Source organism: Gemmata sp. (assembly GCF_051859125.1).
In the GTDB taxonomy this organism is placed as follows: Bacteria; Planctomycetota; Planctomycetia; order Gemmatales; family Gemmataceae; genus Gemmata.
The window spans coordinates 1-16,711 of record NZ_JBHYGG010000046.1 but is presented as its reverse complement, the minus strand read 5'-3'; the positions used below and the strand labels follow the sequence as shown (position 1 = coordinate 16,711).

General features: G+C 72.4%; 9 protein-coding genes. 7 read left to right on the top strand and 2 right to left on the bottom strand.

Going from position 1 to position 16,711, the window contains the following annotated elements; translation table 11 throughout:
• Nucleotides 1–30: 30 nt before the first annotated feature.
• Nucleotides 31–1,500 carry a sigma-54-dependent transcriptional regulator gene (locus ACTIGN_RS05995; RefSeq protein WP_439621900.1) on the bottom strand — a complete coding sequence of 490 codons (1,470 nt, stop codon included), beginning with the start codon at nucleotides 1,498–1,500 and terminating at the stop codon, nucleotides 31–33.
• Between the two features lie 865 nt (nucleotides 1,501–2,365).
• Between ACTIGN_RS05995 and ACTIGN_RS05990 the strand changes: the two genes are divergently transcribed.
• From ACTIGN_RS05990 to ACTIGN_RS05975, 4 genes are all read left to right on the top strand, one after another.
• Nucleotides 2,366–5,116, top strand: coding sequence for a sigma-70 family RNA polymerase sigma factor (locus ACTIGN_RS05990; protein ID WP_439621899.1), 2,751 nt, complete (start codon nucleotides 2,366–2,368; stop codon nucleotides 5,114–5,116).
• Between the two features lie 107 nt (nucleotides 5,117–5,223).
• Nucleotides 5,224–6,207 carry a DUF1559 family PulG-like putative transporter gene (locus ACTIGN_RS05985; RefSeq protein ID WP_439621898.1) on the top strand — a complete coding sequence of 328 codons (984 nt, stop codon included), beginning with the start codon at nucleotides 5,224–5,226 and terminating at the stop codon, nucleotides 6,205–6,207.
• Nucleotides 6,204–6,884, top strand: coding sequence for a hypothetical protein (locus ACTIGN_RS05980; protein WP_439621897.1), 681 nt, complete (start codon nucleotides 6,204–6,206; stop codon nucleotides 6,882–6,884). The genes ACTIGN_RS05985 and ACTIGN_RS05980 overlap by 4 nt, the downstream gene beginning before the upstream one ends.
• 35 nt (nucleotides 6,885–6,919) lie before the next feature.
• A complete protein-coding gene (locus tag ACTIGN_RS05975; RefSeq protein ID WP_439621896.1) occupies nucleotides 6,920–7,873 on the top strand; it encodes a DUF1559 family PulG-like putative transporter in 954 nt (317 codons plus the stop codon).
• Between the two features lie 167 nt (nucleotides 7,874–8,040).
• On the opposite strand, the gene ACTIGN_RS05970 is transcribed toward ACTIGN_RS05975, so the two are convergent.
• Nucleotides 8,041–10,743, bottom strand: coding sequence for a S1C family serine protease (locus tag ACTIGN_RS05970; protein WP_439621895.1), 2,703 nt, complete (start codon nucleotides 10,741–10,743; stop codon nucleotides 8,041–8,043).
• A 457-nt stretch (nucleotides 10,744–11,200) separates the two neighbouring features.
• On the opposite strand from ACTIGN_RS05970, the gene ACTIGN_RS05965 reads away from it, so the two are divergent.
• From ACTIGN_RS05965 to ACTIGN_RS05955, 3 genes are read left to right on the top strand one after another with little or no spacing between them, the layout of a single operon-like run.
• Nucleotides 11,201–12,040, top strand: coding sequence for a VWA domain-containing protein (locus ACTIGN_RS05965; protein WP_439621894.1), 840 nt, complete (start codon nucleotides 11,201–11,203; stop codon nucleotides 12,038–12,040).
• Between the two features lie 5 nt (nucleotides 12,041–12,045).
• Nucleotides 12,046–12,798 carry a hypothetical protein gene (locus ACTIGN_RS05960; RefSeq protein ID WP_439621893.1) on the top strand — a complete coding sequence of 251 codons (753 nt, stop codon included), beginning with the start codon at nucleotides 12,046–12,048 and terminating at the stop codon, nucleotides 12,796–12,798.
• A complete protein-coding gene (locus ACTIGN_RS05955) occupies nucleotides 12,795–16,421 on the top strand; it encodes a family 16 glycoside hydrolase (RefSeq protein WP_439621892.1) in 3,627 nt (1,208 codons plus the stop codon). Before ACTIGN_RS05960 ends, ACTIGN_RS05955 begins: the two co-directional genes overlap by 4 nt.
• The last annotated feature ends 290 nt before the right edge of the window (nucleotides 16,422–16,711 follow it).

Below are 16,711 nucleotides of genomic sequence, written 5' to 3'. Positions count from 1 at the left end.
ACGGCGGACGATTCGCCGCGCCGGGGCCGGTCACGCAGTAGCCGGTGGCGAAGAATTAGCCGGCGGCGGGGTCACCGGTGGGGCGGTCCGGAGGTGGTACTGCTCGACCCGCTTGCGGAGGGTCATGCGGTTGAGGCCGAGTGCCTCGGCGGCGCGGGTCAGGTTCCCGTCGAACTGGGTTAGGGCGAGGCGGATCAACTCCGGCTCGGACCGGGCGAGCCACTCGTTGTAGAGGTCGCGGGTGCCGGCCGCGAGCCGGTCCCGGACGAACGCGGCGAGCCCGGCGTCGTCCCCGGTGCCCCCGGATGGTCGCGAGGCCGCGGGCCGCGGGAGCCGGAGCGCGTCGGCCGGCACGACCGCACCCGGCGCCTCGAGGGCCGCCTGCCGGAGCACCCCCTGGAGCTCGCGGAGGTTCCCGGGCCAGTGGTGCGCCCGGAGCCGCTCGGCCGCGTCCGGGGCCAGCCCCTCGACCTCGATCCCGAGTTCGGTCCGGAACTGTTCGAGGAAGTGCGGCACCAGCAGGTCGAGGTCGTCGCCGCGGTCGCGGAGCGGCGGCAGGTGGATCGTGTACCCGGCGAGGCGGTAGTACAGGTCGCTGCGGAACCGGCCGGCGGCGCACATGGCGACGAGGTCGCGGTTGGTCGCGGCCACGACCCGGGCGTCGGTCCGCACCACCTCGCTCCCGCCGACCCGCTCGAACGCCTGGTCCTGGAGCACCCGGAGCACCTTCGCCTGGGTGACCGGGGACATGTCCCCGACCTCGTCGAGGAAGATGGTGCCGCCGGTGGCCTGCTCGAACTTGCCGATCCGCTTGCGGTCGGCCCCGGTGAACGCGCCCTTCTCGTGCCCGAACAGTTCGCTCTCCAGCAGCGCCTCGGGGACCGCGGCGCAGTTCACCGCGACGAACGTGCCCGGCGGCCGCCCCGAGTGCTGGTGGATGGACCGGGCGATCAGCTCCTTGCCGGTCCCGCTCTCGCCGAGGACAAGCACGGTGACCCGCTGGCGGGCGACCCGGCCGATGGCCCGGTACACGTCCTGCATCGCGGGGCACCGGCCGATCAGGACCGAGTCGAGGTGCTGGGGCGGCGGGGTGACTGCCGGCGGCCGGGGGTCGCGGGCGGCGGCCGCGGCTCGCAGCGCCCGGGCCACGGCGTCCACGATGCCGGCGGCGGAGAACGGCTTCGGGACGTACGCGAACGCGCCCGAGGCGTTCGACCGGATGGCCGCGTCGCTCGAGTCCTGACCGGTCATCACGATGATCGGGGTGGCCGGGCTGGCGTCGCGGATGTGGCGGAGGACGTCGAGGCCGCTGCCGTCCGGCAGCAGGATGTCGCACAGGACGACGTCGGGCCGGACCTCGCGGAACCGGGCCACCCCCTCGGCCCCGGTGGTGGCGCCGGAGAACACCTGGCCGGACCGCTCGACGACGACGCGCAGCGCCCGCAGGACGCTCGCGTCGTCGTCGATCGCCAACACTTTCGGACCCGAGTGTTCCTGCATGGTCGCGGCTCCGCCCGTCGCGCGGCGCTCGCACCAGGGCGGGTGAGCGAGCGGTGCGACCAGAAGGGTGCCAGGTTCGCGTCGTACCGCGGGCGGGTTGGGCCGTGGGACGGAGAGCGAGACCACGGCCCGTGTGCCCGGGGCCGGTGGCCCAGTAACAGCTTAACTTACCTTCGCCCGCGGTGCGTGGAAAGTCCCGTGCGTAGCGACACGGCGGCCCCTCATCGCGAGATCCTTTAACGTCGAGGGAGCTGTAGACTGAACCCCGGAGGACGTAGTGTCAGACACCGAACTGACCTGAATTACCCAATGTTGGCCTCGAACTCTTACCTGTTCGCTCCTCGAGTTCCAATTTTACGCCCAGAACAATCCAACACAAGGGCGAATTGTCTGATCAGTACCGCCGCAATCATTAGCGCGGTGCTACACCAAGAACGTACACTCATGTCAGATCGCCCACGGGGCTCCTGCTCCGACGGCTTTTCACGGGCCGCGGTGTTCTCGCCCCATGCGGGTCCGCCCGTCTTGTACGAAGGTGATGTCCGGGTTGAACGCAGGGATTTTCAGGGCCACCGGACCAGGGTGCCTCCTGTCCCAGCGCCCCTCCGACCTCCTGTCTCGGCCCGTGTCCATGCGGACGCTCCGCACGGTTGTGCGGCTCCTGCACCGGACGGCCGGGCGGTTTGCCCGGCGCGACAGGCCGACTTAAATCTCTCGCAAATAATGGGTTATCGACCGAAGCACGGCCCGGCACGCGAGCCGAATCACGGTTCGCGGGTCGGGCCGGCGAAAATTCACCGTCAAGGGGCGGGCGGGCGGGCGGGGATTACAGTATCAGTTGTTCCCGCAGAGAGGGTCCTGGCCGATGTCGTCCCATACGTCTTCCGGTAACCTGGACCGGCTCGCCGCGACCGTACTGCGGGTCAGCGCCCGGTCCGAGTTGTCGGACCTGGAGCTGCTCGGCCGGTTCGCGTCCGACCGGGACGAGGCGGCGTTCACCGTGCTGGTCCGCCGGCACGGGCGACTGGTGGCTGGCGTCTGCCGGCGGGTCCTGCACGACTCCCACCACGCCGAGGACGTCGTGCAGGCGACGTTCCTGCTGCTCGCCCAGAAGGCGGGGGTCCTCGTGCGGAGGGGCGTCGTCGTCCCCGGGTGGCTTTACCTTGCGGCCCGGCGGATCGCGACGCGGGCGCGGCGGGGGGACGACCGCCGGCGGGTCCGGGAGAAGGCGGCCGCGCCGCCCCGGCCCGACTCCGAGCCGGACGACGTTTTGATCTGGGAAGAGGTCAAGCGGGCGGTCGACGACGAGGTCGCCGGCCTGCCGGCCAAGTACCGCGAGGCGGTGGTCCTGTGCTACTTCGCCGGGCTCACGCAGGATCAAATTGCCGCCCAGCTTCGGGTCCCGCGAACGACCGCGCAGTTCCGGCTGGAAAAGGGCCGAAGCCTGCTCGAGCAGCGGCTCGTGCGGCGGGGGCTCGCGCTGTCGGCTGCGGTGACCACGGTCCTCGCGGCTCCGGGCGACGCGCCTGCCGCGGTCCCGCTGGCCCGCGCGGCCGTGGCGTGGGTCAAGGGTGACGCCACGATCGGGGTGACGGCCGCGGCACAGGCGCTGGCCCGCGACGGGGCGGCCGGCCTCGCGACCCGCGCGTGGGCCGTCATGCTCGGCGGGCTCGTGCTGGCGGCGGTTGGCGGAATGGGGTGGCTGTTCCCGGCCCCACAGCTTCCCCCGGAGGCGGCCGTTGCGGCCGCGGTGCCGCTCCCAATCGCACCGGCCCCGCGGGCGGTCGAACAGAACCGCGAACCGGTCGTGGTGACGGGCCGGGTGAGCGACCCGAGTGGGGCGGCCGTCCCGCACGCCGAAGTCGCCGTGCTGGCGGCGGACCCCGTGTCGGCCCGGCAGCCACTCGCCCACGCCCGGGAACTGGCACGCGGCCGGGCCGGGGGCGACGGCCGGTTCCGGATCGAACTCCCGCGGGCCGTGCCCGGCGGTTCCCTCAGCCTGGTCGCCCGCGCCGACAACCACGCACTCGGGACCGCGAGCGTCCCGGCCCGGCCGCCGGCCGACACCGCCGTGACGCTGCCCCCGGTCGGGGCACCGGTCCGGGTGCGGGTGATCGGTCCCGACGGCCGGCCGGCGGCCGGCGTCCGGGTCGCCGCAACGCAGATCGGTGCGGTCCGGGCCGAGGTCGCGGGCCGGGAGCCGCCGCCCTTCTGGCCGGCGGCGGCGGTCTCGGGGCCGGACGGGAGGGCGGAACTGGCTGGGGTCCGTCCGCTGGACGGGCTGACGGTCACGGTTCGGGACGACCGGTACGAACCCGCGGTCGTCGCCCTGTTGGGCGGCGCTGACGGCGAACAGGAGGTCCGCCTCAAGCCGGCCCGGACCTGCGAGGTGACGGTGGCGTCGGCCGGGAGCGGGCGGCCGGTCGCCGGGGTGCGGCTGGTGCTGGTGCCCCTCGCGGCCGGGACCGACGATCCGATCGCCGGACTGGCCGCGATCGGAGAGTCGGGTGCGGACGGGGTGTGTCGATTGGCCCCGGTGGGCGCGGGCAGGTACCGACTGACCGCACTCCCGCCGCCGGGATCGCCCTACCTGGCGACCCGGGTGGCACGCGACTGGCCGGCCGACGACCCCGCCAAACACGTCGAGCGCCTCGCCATCCCGCCGGCGGTCGTGGTCCGCGGTCGGGTGACCGGGCCGGACGGCGGGCCGGTGCCCGGGGCCATCGTCCACGCGATCCCCGCCGGGGAACGCGACCCGGCGAGCCCGGGGATGATGACCGGGGCCGACGGGGCGGTCCGGACCGGGGCCGACGGGGCGTTCGCCCTCGCGGTCCCGCCCGGCGACGCGGCGGTCCTGGTCCACGGGCCGGGGGAGGACTACGTCTCCCGCCCCGTCGCGGGCGCAGCCGGCTCCGGGGTGCGGCGGTACGCGCACGCGGCGGCCAGGGTGCGGCTCACCGTCGGGGAGGAGCCGGCGGCGCAGGACTTCCGGCTGGCGGCCGGCGAACGAGTCCCGGTGAAGGTCGAACTGGCCGACGGGTCGCCGGCGGCGCAGGCGGTCCTGGTGTGCCGGTCGAGGGCGCTCGCGGCCACGCCCGAGGTGCTCAAGCGGTACGTGGTGGCCGACGGGCGGGTCGAGTTGCCCGGCTGCGACCCGGACCGTGATTACCCGGTCCTGGTCTGGGACCTCCAGAAGCGACAGGGCGCCGCGGCGGTTGTCCCCGGGCGGCGGACCGACGCGCCGGTGACGATCCGGTTGGCCCCGCTCGGAGCGGCCGGCGTGCGGGGGGTCGATGCCGCCGGCCAGCCGGCCGGGTTCGCGCCCACCCGGTTGGCGTTCACGCTCCCGCCGGACGTGCCGCGGGGGAGCAAGGGCGACCCGTTCGCCGGTGAGCCGGACCCCGACAACGAGTTCGACGCCCGGTCGTTCGACCTGCGGCCGATCGCCCCCCGCGGGCCGGGCGACCGGCCGGGCGAGGTCGGGCTCAACGGCCTCGTCCCGGGGGCGACGTACCGGGTCGCCCTCCAGGCCCAGGACGGGTGGCGGCGGTCCGAGGGGTTCCGGGTCCGGTCGGGCGAGTCCCGCCGCGGCCCGGACGTGGTGGTCCGCCCGTAGGTTTGCGTGCGGTTCAGAGTCCCGCCGAGTCGACGCCCCCTCTCCCGTCGCTCTGCAGCCGTCCGCGGGTTCCGCGGTCGTCGGTTCCCTTCATCCGGAGAGGTGTCATGCGCAGCCCCCCGTCCCGGTCGGCGTTCACCCTGATCGAACTGCTGGTGGTGATCGCCATCATCGCGGTGCTCATCGGCCTCCTCCTGCCGGCCGTCCAGAAGGTCCGGATGGCGGCCGCTCGGGCCAAGTGCACGAACAACTTGAAGCAGTGCGCGCTCGCGGTCCATGCGTTCCACGACGCGCAGGGGTACATCCCGCCGACGTGCGGGGTCAAGCCGGCGGTCACCTACGAGGATAACTGGACCGGCACGCCGGTCACCTATCAGCGGGTCGGGCCGGGCGGGATCGACGGGTCCTGGGCGTTCTTCGTGTTCCCCTACATCGAGCAGGCCGCCGCCTTTCAACAGGCGAACGCGGACGACGGCAGCGGGTACGCCGCCCACCGCGCATACAGCGCCCCGCAAACCCTGATCCCTACACTGGTCTGCCCGAGCTCCGACGAGGGCAGCGACCCGACTGTGTGTAACTACCTGGGCAACGCCGCGGTCATGGACGGCACCCGCAAGTTCGTGAACATCGGCGACGGGACCAGCAACACGGTGCTCCTGGCCGAGGGATTCGGCGGGTACGGGGGAGGGGCGAACGGACTCTACACTCTGTCGGGCCAAGCTCCTTTTGCGGACAGCCCGCCTGGCGGCACGACGCTCGAGTTTTCTCCTAACGCATCGTGGTCGGCGTCCGCGTCCGGCACCCAGCCGCGGTCGCCGGGCTACCTCAACGTGTCGGGGCCGTCTTTCCTGGTCCTCCCCGGGGTGTACCCGGCCTCAACGACCAAGACGTTCAACCCGTACGGCGGGACGATGACCGAGTACGGGGACATCGATTACGACTACGGTCTCCCGACCGCGATGACTCCCGGGGTGCTCATGGTGGCGATGGCCGACGGTAGCGCCCGGGCGGTTCCTGAGGGTGTCTCGGTGGGAACTTGGCAGGCGGTGTGTACCCCGAGTCGGCAGGATCTGCCCGGGGGTGACTGGTGAGAACGGCACCTGACGCGGCCGCAATCTCGGCACCCGACTCTGTGCGGTGGGCGAGCGTTCACCGCCCGCGGGTCTGGCTCCTCCTGGGCCTCGGCGCTGTGATCACTGCGGGGCTCGTCGCGAGCGTCGGCCGCGCCCCCAGACCCCAGCGGCTCACCCCCGCGACGGCCAGCCAGGCGTTCGGGATGGACGTCACCCCGCCCGGCGTGTGTGCCGTCCGTGGTAAGGTCCGATACGGGACCGCGCCGGTGACGGCCGGGCGGCTCCTGTTCTGGTACGACACCGGCCCGGTTCCGGTCCCGGCCGAGATCAAGTCGGACGGGACGTACCTGGCCCGGCAGTTGGCACCTGGGAAGGCCCGCGTCGCCGTCCTCCTGGACCCCAAGGGCGACCTGCCACTTCCACGGGGGTCCGTCGGCCCGTCCGTCCGAGCCGCCCTCAGTGGGGACGGCCCCGCGGCGACCCCCAAGGGGCCGCCGCCCCCGCAGGGGAACCGGCGCGCGCGGCCGCAGATCCCGTCGTCGTTCATTCGGCAGCTCACGGATTTCGTCGTCCCGGTACAGGCCACCGGGCTCCACAAGCAACTGCACCGGAAGTACGCGGCCCCGTTCGGCCCCGACACGCCCCAGGTCGAAGTCAAGCCCGGGGTGACCGAGTTCGACATCGTCCTCCGCTGAGCACCCGCCCCCCACCCAAAACACACGAGGCCGCCATGCGCCGCGCGTTTACCCTCATCGAACTGCTGGTCGTGATCGCGATCATCGCCGTCCTCATCGGCCTGTTGCTCCCCGCCGTGCAGAGGGTCCGGGAGGCGGCCGGCCGCGCCGAGAGTCAGAACAACATCAAGCAAATCATGCTGGCCACCCACAACTACCACGACACGCACCGGCGAACCCCGCCGGCGTACATCGAGCCGGTCGTCGAGGGCGGCTACAACTACAACCCCAACATCCCGTGGACCGGCCCGGTGGTGTTCGGGCTGCTCCCGTACCTGGACGGCCAGAACGAGTACACCGCCGGCCGCATGACGGTGAACGTGGTCAACCTGAACACGTGGGAGATGGTCGCGGCGACCGTGCACCAGTCGTCGGCCCCGGCCCTGGCGCCCGGCGGCCGGAAGCCATCGCTGGTCAGCCGCCTCGACCCGACGTTGGACCTGGACGCCGACAACACCGGCCCGGTGAGCTACCTGTTCAACACCCAAGCGTTCGGGGGTCGGTTCGAGTCGTTCAACCGGGGGCTGAGTCAGACGGTGTTCGTGGACGAAGGGTACGCCAACTGCCGCCGGCGCGAGTCCGTGGGCGGGGAATCTCCGCCCAACCCGGCGTCCCCGGACGACTACGTCACGTCCCGGCGGGGGGCCTGGAACTACCGGACCGATTCCACCAGCCTGCGGGCACAGTACCCCGACGTGACGGGTGACACGTTTATTGTGAGCGCGCCGCAGTACACGGCCTCGGACGGCGTCAACGCTCTGGGCGGGGCGTGGTTCCAGTCGCGGCCGCCGGTCGCGGAGTGCCACCCGTACGCGGCGCAGGGTCTGTCTTCCGGGGTGATCCAGGTCGGGCTCGGGGACGGCAGCGTCCGCGGGGTGCGGCAGGGGAGCGACCCGCTCCCCTGGGTCCAGGCGCACCAACCGGGCGGCGACGCCGGGCGGCTCGACTGACCGGAACTTCTCTTGTAGATCGGGCCGAGTCGGACGGGACTGACCCGGAGCAGTTGGTCGAGTCCCGAGGTGGTGCCGGGTTCAACACCGAGCGGATGCTTACGGAAATTGATGGCACGGAACACGCCCGGCCGGTCACGCCCGGGCGTGGGGGTCCACCTCGTCGGCTACGGGTCGCGGACGGCGAGTTTGAACGAGTGCAGCACTTCCTGGCCCGCCGCGTCGGCCACGGTGAGAAGCACGCTCACCTCCGACTCGGCGAACCCCTTCGGCACCGCCCACGCGATCTTGCCGTCGGGGGAGACACTCATCCCCTCGGGGCGGCTCTCGAGCTTCACCTTCACCCCGCCCTTTTTCGACCGGACCGTCAGGGCGTAGGCGAACGCCGCGCCGCGGATCACCCGGACCAACCGCGGCGACTCCACCAAGAGGTAGTCCTTCCCCGACTTCTCCAACGCGGCATCGAGGTCGAACGGGTAGAGCAGCAGTTTGTCGTTCTTCGGCGAGAGCACCACCAGCAGCTTCGCCGAGGGAAGGAGCATGAACCGCTGATCGTTTCCGATCGGTTCGCGGTCAAAGGCCGTGATGTCCGCGAGGGGGACCTCCGGTAACTCGGTCAGCTTCTGGCCGTCCGTCGCCCAGCGGACGCCCAAGTGGATCGGGTTCCTGGGGTCCCCGAATTTGTTGCCGTGGGAGTACGGCAGGGTGACGGTCAGGTACAGGCTGCTTCCCTCGGCGGCCGGGAAGCAGTACGGGATACCCCGCCCCTTCTGTGCGTCCCCGCTGTCCGCTTCCCCGGCCGACTTACCCTCCGGGGTGAACCGCCCCTGGGCGGTGTAAATGACCTGCCCGTCCGGCCCGGGGGTGAGGTGGCCGACCGACTGGTGGCCGTAGTGGTACTTGAGGGCCTGGTCCGCCAGGGTAATGACCGTGAACCCGGACGGCGACGTGCCGAACCGCCACGTTCCGATCGTCCCGCCGTCGGCGGACACCCGGACCCCCTCGCCGACGCCCTGAACCCGGGCCTTCGGTTCCGCCTTAAGTACGAGCGGGAGCAGCGTCTGGGCGTCCAGCACACTCACCTGCTCACCGCCGACCAGCCACAGTGGGCCGGCCGAGGCCGACCCCATCAGCGCGACCTTGATCGCCCCCTTGCCCTCGATCAGGGCCGTCTTCTCCTTCTCGAACGTGGTCAAGTCCCACCGCTGAACGGCCCGCTCGCCGGGACTGACGATGAACAGCTTCTCCGCCCCCGCGGCGACCAGCGCCCCTTCCCCGGCAACCGGGAGGAGTTTGACCACCTTCTGCTGCGTGGCATCGAACACCGCGACCTTGCGCTCGGACGGGATGTACAGGCAGATGAACCGGCCGCCCCCGCCGACCGCGACCGCGCCGACCGTGCCGGGGAGGTCCACCGGCTTCCCCGCCGCGACCACCGCGCCCGGGGCGATGGCGGGGAGCGGAACCGGCCCCTTGACCGACACCTTGGGCGGCACCGGCACCTTGGGCGGCACCGGCACCGGCACCGGCGTGACGCCCTTCACGGGCTCCAGTTTGGTAACCGACACCTCGCCGATGTACATGCGCGAGAGGTATCCGCCGAGGCAGAACTTGTGCCCGCCCGTGAGCGGCTTGTCGTCGCGGTGCCTCAGCACGATCTCGCCGTCGACGGCGACCGTGTAGTCGCCCCCCTGCCGGGTGATCACGAGCACGAACGGGTCGTCCGGGTTGCCCCTCGGAACGACCTTCTCCGCGTCGGCCCCGCCCTCCTTGAACAGGAGCATTCGGTCGTGCGTGAACTGGAGCAGGGTCCCCTTCCGCTCGAGGACCATCGTCTTGGTGTCGGCGGTGTCGAACCGGACGCACAGGGTCCGGAGGATCGACCGCTGCGACGGCTGGAGCCGCTGGCTGCCGACCAGCAGGTCGACGTGGCACTGGATCACGAGCTGGAAGTCCTGGGGCAGCGGCTCCTTGCTCGCCACCCAGTACGGCCCCCCGTTGCTGTCAATGACCAGCGCCCCCTTCTGCTCGCGCAGCTCGCCGCCCACCACGTCCCAGTTGTCCTTCTTGGGGGCGATGCTGGCGACCACGGGCATGCTCTTGGGGTCGAGCGGCCCCGGCTCCGGCGCGACCTTCGCGGCCAGCCGCCCGGCCTGCTCGGCGGCGTCCTTGACCTCGCCCAAGTGCAGCGCGAACCCGATGTTGTTGGCGTCCCGCTTCTTGAGGGTGACGATGCCGACCGCCTCGCCCTTGGCGTTCAGGAGCGGCCCGCCGGAGTTCCCCGGGTTGACGGCGGCGTCCGTCTGGTAGTACGACCGCTCCCCGAGCCGCACGCGCCCGACGGACACGCTCCCCTTGGTGAACGACAGGTTCGGCTGACTGTCCAGCACCCGCGGGAACCCCAGGGCCGCGACCTCACTCCCGAGGTCGAGCCGCTCGGCCGCGAGGGGCAGCGGCTGGAACGCCGGCCCGCCCTTCCGGGCGATCTTGAGCACGGCGAAGTCGAGGTCGTCCTTCTTTGGTGGGGCGTGCACGACCTCGGCGCGGAAGTACTCGAGCACCTCCGGGTCCTTCGCGGACGGCACCCCGACGAGGACGATGGAGCCCTTGATGGTGTCATCGGGCGGCACCGCGACGTGGCGGTTCGTGTAGACGAGGCCGTCGGCGGACGCGAGGAACCCCGAGCCGACCGAAGGCCCGACCCCGGGGGTGATCCGCTTCACGAGGACCACGCTCTTCCGGCTCTCGCCGATGTTGAACTTGGGGGGCTCGGCGGCGGCGGTGCCGGCGGCCGTCGCCACCGCCCACACGCCGATCAGGAGGCGAACGAGGCGGACCGGCCTCGGCACCGCGGGGCGAGAGAGTGGCATCCGGGCTCCTTGAGTACGGGGGCAGTGGCGGGGCCGGAACTGGCCGGCACCGGGAACGGACCGCGGGCCGGTTCGCACTGCGCCGGGGCCGACGCGGGCGGCGACCGACAGTTCAACGGGAACCCGCTGCGGAACGCGTGCGTGTCGGAACCCAATTTATGTTCCCGACGATCGGAACGCAATCAGATTGGACCGGACTTCGCTCGGCCGCGGTGCGCCGTGATTCGACACCTCGCGCCGGTGGTGAAGTTCACGGACCGAGCGCGTTCCCGTCCCGCCCAAGGGCAGCCCGCGGTGCGAAGGTCGTTGTGGGTCCGTGTGAAACCTATTGTGATCGGGAAAGGCGCGGTCGCACCCCGCGTCGCGGAGCAAAATTACTAGAGGGAGAGGGTTTACAATATTTCGACCGAGCTTTATAAAATGACCTCCGCCTGTGCAATCAACTGAGAGGCGCCCGATGCCCTACGGTGCCCAGATCACCCGAACCAACCCGGCGTGCCTCCTCTTCCTCATCGACCAGTCCGGCTCGATGAGCGAGCCGTTCGTCGGCGGGGCCGGCCAGTCGAAGGCCGAGGTCGTCGCCGACGCCGTCAACCGCCTGATCCAGAACGTGGTCCTGCGGTCGGCCAAGGCCGACGGGGTCCGCGACTACTTCCGCGTCGGCGTCCTCGGGTACGGCAGGGACATCCGGGCCGGGCTCGGCGGCACCGCCCCGTTCGACGTCCTCGTCCCGGTCAGCCGCGTCGGCAACCTCCCGCTCCGCGTCGAGAACCGCACCAAGCTCGTCCCGGACGGCGCCGGCGGCGTGATCGAGCAACCGATCAAGTTCCCGGTCTGGTTCGACGCCGAGGCCGACGGCAAGACGCCGATGTGCGCCGTGATGGCCGCGGCCGGCCTCGCCGTGCAGGGGTTCGTCGATGCGTTCCCGGACGCGTACCCGCCCATGGTGCTGAACCTGACCGACGGCGTCCCCAGCGACGGGAACCCGCTCGAGAACGCCCGCAAGCTCCAGGCCCTCGCGACCAGCGACGGGGCCACGCTGCTGTTCAACCTGCTCATCTCCAGCAAGCCGGTGCCCGCGGACTACTTCCCCGCCGGCGAGGAGACGTTCACCGACAACTTCTCCAAGCTCTTGTTCCGCATGTCGAGCGAACTGCCGCCCAAGTTGTGGGACGCGGCCAGGGCCGAGGGCCACCCGGTGAGGCCCGGCGCGCGCGGCGTGGTCCTCAACGCCGACCCGACCGCGATCGTGCGGTTCCTGGACATCGGCACGCGCATCACCCCGACCGGGCGGTGACCGGCATGACCGCGGCACGGCCCGTCACCGAGTGGATCACCGGCACGCTCCCGAAGGTCGGGAACCGCCCGGAGGAGAACGAGGACGCGACCGCGGCCTCGGCCGACGGCCTGCGCTTCGCGGTCGCCGACGGCGCGACGGAGGGCTGGGAGTCCGGCCCGTGGGCCGCCCGCCTCGCCGCCGCCTTCGTCGACCTGCCGCCAACGCCGGCGACCTTTCCGGGTTGGCTCAACGGGGCCCGCCGCGACTGGGGGTCGCGGGCCGCGGCCGCCGGCCCCCTGCCCTGGTACGCGGTCGCCAAGCAGCAGGAGGGTTCGTTCGCCACCGTCGCCGGGCTGGAGGTCCGCCGCTCCGCGGCGGCGCCCGGGTGGGGCTGGCGGGCGGCCGCCGTCGGCGACAGTTGCCTGCTGCACGCCCGGGGCGACGCGCTGCTGGCGGCGTTCCCGCTGACCAGCCCGGCCGCGTTCGGGAACCGGCCGCGGCTCGTGCCCAGTTCCGCCGAGGTGCCGTGCCCCGAGCCCGAGTGGCTCGCCGGCCGCGCGGCCCCGGGCGACCTGCTCCTGCTCGCCACCGACGCGGCCGCGGCCCGGCTGCTCGACCCGGCGGCGCTCGGGCCGGCCCTCGCCGCCGTTCGCGCCGGGCTCCGCACCCGCGACCCGGCCCCGGTGCTGGCGTGGCTCGCCGCCGTCCAGACCGCGACCAACGACGACGCGTCCCTGATCGGGATCCGCTTGCCCGCCCACGAGGAGGTCCCATGAGTTGGCCGATGTCGCAGGACTTCAACGAGGCCCTGCAGAACCCGCGGCTGGCGTTCACCGACCCCGACCTGAAGGACGGCGAGACGGTCGTGGGCGCGCACGGCCTGCCGCTCCCGCGGTCCGGCAACTTCGCCGACGTGTACCAGGTCCGCGCCGCCGACGGCCGCGAGTGGGCCGTCAAGTGCTTCACCCGCCCCGTCACCGGGCTCGGCGACCGGTACGCGGCGATCACCGAGGCGCTGGCCGAGGCCGACTTCCCGTTCACTGTCGGGTTCGAGTTCCTCGCGGAGGGGGTCCGCGTCGGCGGCGTCGGCCGGCCGGTCGTGAAGATGGAGTGGGTCGAGGGGCTCCTCTTCAACCAGGTGGTCCGCGAGAACGCGGGCAGGCCGAACGTCCTGGTGGCGCTCGGGCAGATGTGGGCCAAGCTGTGCAAGCGGCTCCGCGAGGCGGGCGTCGCGCACGCCGACCTCCAGCACGGCAACGTGCTGCTCGTGGCCGGCTCGCGGCCCGGGGCCTACGGGCTGAAGCTCATCGACTACGACGGCATGTACGTCCCGGCGCTGGCGAACACCCCGTCGGGCGAGTCCGGGCACCCGTCGTACCAGCACCCGGCCCGCGCCAAAACCGGCGCGTACTCGCGGGACGTCGACCGGTTCCCGCACCTCGTCGTCGCGACCGCCCTCCGCGGGCTCGCCGCGTGCGGCCCGGCCCTGTGGGAGAAGTACGACAACGGCGACAACCTGCTGTTCACCGAGGAGGACTTCCAGAAGCCCGCCGGGTCGAAGGTCATGCGCGAGCTGTGGGAGACGGGCGACCCCGCCGTGCAGGCGCTCGTCGGGCGGCTCGCGATCGCCTGCACCCGGCCGATCCCGCAGACGCCGTGGCTGGACCAGATCCTCCCCGACGCCGACCCCGCCCCGCTCGACGACGGGACGCGGAGGGCCGCCGCCGCGGCACTCGGCATCCCCCTACCCGCACCGGTTGCGGCGCCGCCGATCGCCCCACCACATGTCGCCGCGCCGCTGTTCGAGGTGTTCGACGCCGCATCGGAACCCGTGCCGGTCGCCCGTTCGAAGCGCCCCTCCGCGCCCGTCATCGAAGTCGACGTGGAACTGGTCGAGGACGCCCCGTGGCCCGGGAAGTCGAAGCCGGCCCGGAGGAACAACAAGTCGTCCAAGACGGTGCTCCTGGCGGGCGGCGTCGTGCTCCTGCTCGCGGGGGGCGCGGCGGCGGTCGTGATGTCCCGCGGGAAGCCGAAGACGGAGGTCGCACAGAACAAGCCGGACGAACCCGCGCCCGCGGCCGTCAAAGAAAAGGAACCGGGGAAGAAGCAGCCGCCGAAGGCTCCCGTCGAGCCCGCGAAGCCCAAGGACCCCGGGGAGCCCGCGAAGCCCAAAGACCCGGTCGAGCCGGTGCAGCCGAAGGACCCCGTTCCGGTCGCCCCGCTGCCGGGCTCGTTCGAACTGTTGGAGGAGCCGTACCCGAGGGCCGAGGGGTCCCCGGCGGTCGGCGGCTGGCGGCGGAAGGGGGCGGACTACCTGATGGTGATCTCGAACGCGTCGGACCGGCCGGTTGCGATCCCCGACACCAAGGGCGTTCAACTGGCGGCCCGCGGGGTCGCGGTCCACCCGGGCCCGAAGGAGTCCGTCGCGGTCGTGTGGAAGAGTCCGATCGCCGGGAAGGTCCGCGTCGCGGCCCGGGTCACCCACCTGGACCGCGGCGGCGGCAACGGCGTCGCGTGGTGGCTCGAGCACCGGGCGGCCGACCGCGCGGTGACGTTCGCGGACGGCGTGCTCGACGTCGGGGGCGACGCGCAGCCCGCGGCGAGGGTGCTCCAGGTCGAGAAGGGCGACACGGTCGTCCTCGGCGTGGACGCGAGGGACGGCAACCACAACAACGACACGACGGGGGTCGCCCTGTCCGTCGCCGACGCGGACAAGCCGGGCCAGGTCTGGGACCTCGGCGCCGACGTCGCCGACCGCATCGCCGCCGGCAACCCGCACGCCGACCGGCTCGGGAACAAGGACACCTGGGCCTTCGCGACCCGCGGGGTCGGCTCGGGCGCCCCGAGGGCGAAGGACCCGCCGCCCGTGCCGGACGAGAAGTCCCCGGCCCCGCCCGACGCCGAGGCCCAGGCCCGCGCCGAGAAGGTCGTCAAGGACGTGTACAAGGCCGACTACGCGAAGGCGCGGCTGCCGGCGGACCGGGCGGCCCTCGCCGAGAAGCTCCTGGCCCTGGCGCTCGAGACCAGGGACGACCCGGCGGCCCGGTTCGTCCTGTTCCGCGAGGCGCGGGACCTCGCCGCCGAGGGCGGGGCGGTGCCCGCGGCCCTGGACGCGATCGACGCCGCGGCCAAGTTCTTCGACATCAACCCCCTGGCGATGAAGGCGGACGCCCTGGCCCTGGCCGCGCGGACCGCACCCATCCCGGCCCGCAAGACCGCCGCGGAGACCGCCCTGTCGCTGTCCGACGACGCGGTCGCCGCCGACAACTACGAGGTCGCGAACCGGCTCGCGGCGCTCGCCGGGGCGACCGGCCGGGCGAACAACCTCGGCACACTCGTCCAGCAGGCGGGCATGCGGTCCAAGGAGGTCGCCGAGGTGAAGGCGGCCTACGACGCGACCGAGGGGGCGCGGGCCGCACTCAAGGCGCGGCCCGACGACCCCGACGCGAGCGCCGCCGTCGGTAAGTTCCTGTGCCTCATGAAGGGCGACTGGGACCGGGGCGCGCCGCTGCTCGCGGCCGGCTCCGACGCGGAGTTCAAGCGGCTCGCCGAGCAGGAGGTGGCCCGGCCCGCCGCCGCGGCCGACCGCGTGGCGCTCGGCGACGGCTGGTGGGACCTGGCGGCCAAGGCGCCCGGCGGCCGACCGCGGGCGCAGCTCCAGCGGCGCGCCGGCCACTGGTACCGCGAGGCCGTCGCCGAGTTGTCCGGTCTGGCGAAGACGCGGGTCGAGAAGCGGGTCCTGGAGCTCGACAAGCTCGGGGTCGCGACGGCGTTCAAGGGGTTCACCCCGCTCTTCAGCGGGAAGACCCTCGACGGGTGGCAGGGGTACGTGGACCTGAGGGAGCGCGCAACGCTCTCGAAGAAGGCCTACGACGACCTCCTGCGGGCCCGGACGAAGGACGCCTTCGAGCACTGGAGCGCGTCGGACGGGGTGCTCAATTACGACGGCAAGGACGGCGGCACCCACCTCCAGACGACGAAGGACTACGGCAACTTCGAGCTGACGCTCGACTGGAAGATCGAGCGGCTCGGCGACAGCGGGGTCCACGTCCGCGGGGTCCCGCAGGTCCAGATCTGGGACTCGGACGAGCACCCGGCGGCCCTCGGGCCGGACAAGGGCTCGGGCTCCGGCGGCCTGTGGAGCAACGGGCCGGGCGACAAGTGGAAGGCGCCACTGAAGAAGGCCGACAAGCCCGTTGGCGAGTGGAACACGTTCCAGATCACCGTGGTCGGCAACGAGATCACGGTGCGGCTCAACGGCGCGGTGGTGGTGGACCGCGGGCGGTACCTGAACTCCCTCGACAGGACGAAGCCGTTCCCCCGGCGCGGGCCGATCGAACTCGAGGTCGGCGCGGGCCAACTGTGGTTCCGGAACATCGCGATCAAGGAGCTCCCGTGACCCGCCTCGGGGCGCGCGGCCCGTGCGGTACGAAAAGGATGTCCACCCGAGCCGCAGCGATTTGCAGGGGCCGGCCGAGGTCGCCGTTCTGGCGGATGTCCCCGGGTGTCGCGGGAGTCAGGGGGACTTCCAGGGTGCCCCGACGTTGGACCTCGGGGGCCGACCTCGCCCCTCGGTTCGTACCGTCTCATACCGGGTCTGTTGGGTTCGTAGTGGTCCGAGCCCGAGCGCCGAGCGAGGGTCCAGGTTGTCCCGCGCACGGCGCTCGGGCTCGGACCCGGCCACCACGG

Coding starts and splice junctions, on each gene's coding strand:
- ACTIGN_RS05995 (WP_439621900.1), bottom strand. CDS start 1,500: ATGCAGGAACACTCGGGTCCGAAAGTGTTGGCGATCGACGACGACGCG.
- ACTIGN_RS05990 (WP_439621899.1), top strand. CDS start 2,366: ATGTCGTCCCATACGTCTTCCGGTAACCTGGACCGGCTCGCCGCGACC.
- ACTIGN_RS05985 (WP_439621898.1), top strand. CDS start 5,224: ATGCGCAGCCCCCCGTCCCGGTCGGCGTTCACCCTGATCGAACTGCTG.
- ACTIGN_RS05975 (WP_439621896.1), top strand. CDS start 6,920: ATGCGCCGCGCGTTTACCCTCATCGAACTGCTGGTCGTGATCGCGATC.
- ACTIGN_RS05970 (WP_439621895.1), bottom strand. CDS start 10,743: ATGCCACTCTCTCGCCCCGCGGTGCCGAGGCCGGTCCGCCTCGTTCGC.
- ACTIGN_RS05965 (WP_439621894.1), top strand. CDS start 11,201: ATGCCCTACGGTGCCCAGATCACCCGAACCAACCCGGCGTGCCTCCTC.
- ACTIGN_RS05960 (WP_439621893.1), top strand. CDS start 12,046: ATGACCGCGGCACGGCCCGTCACCGAGTGGATCACCGGCACGCTCCCG.
- ACTIGN_RS05955 (WP_439621892.1), top strand. CDS start 12,795: ATGAGTTGGCCGATGTCGCAGGACTTCAACGAGGCCCTGCAGAACCCG.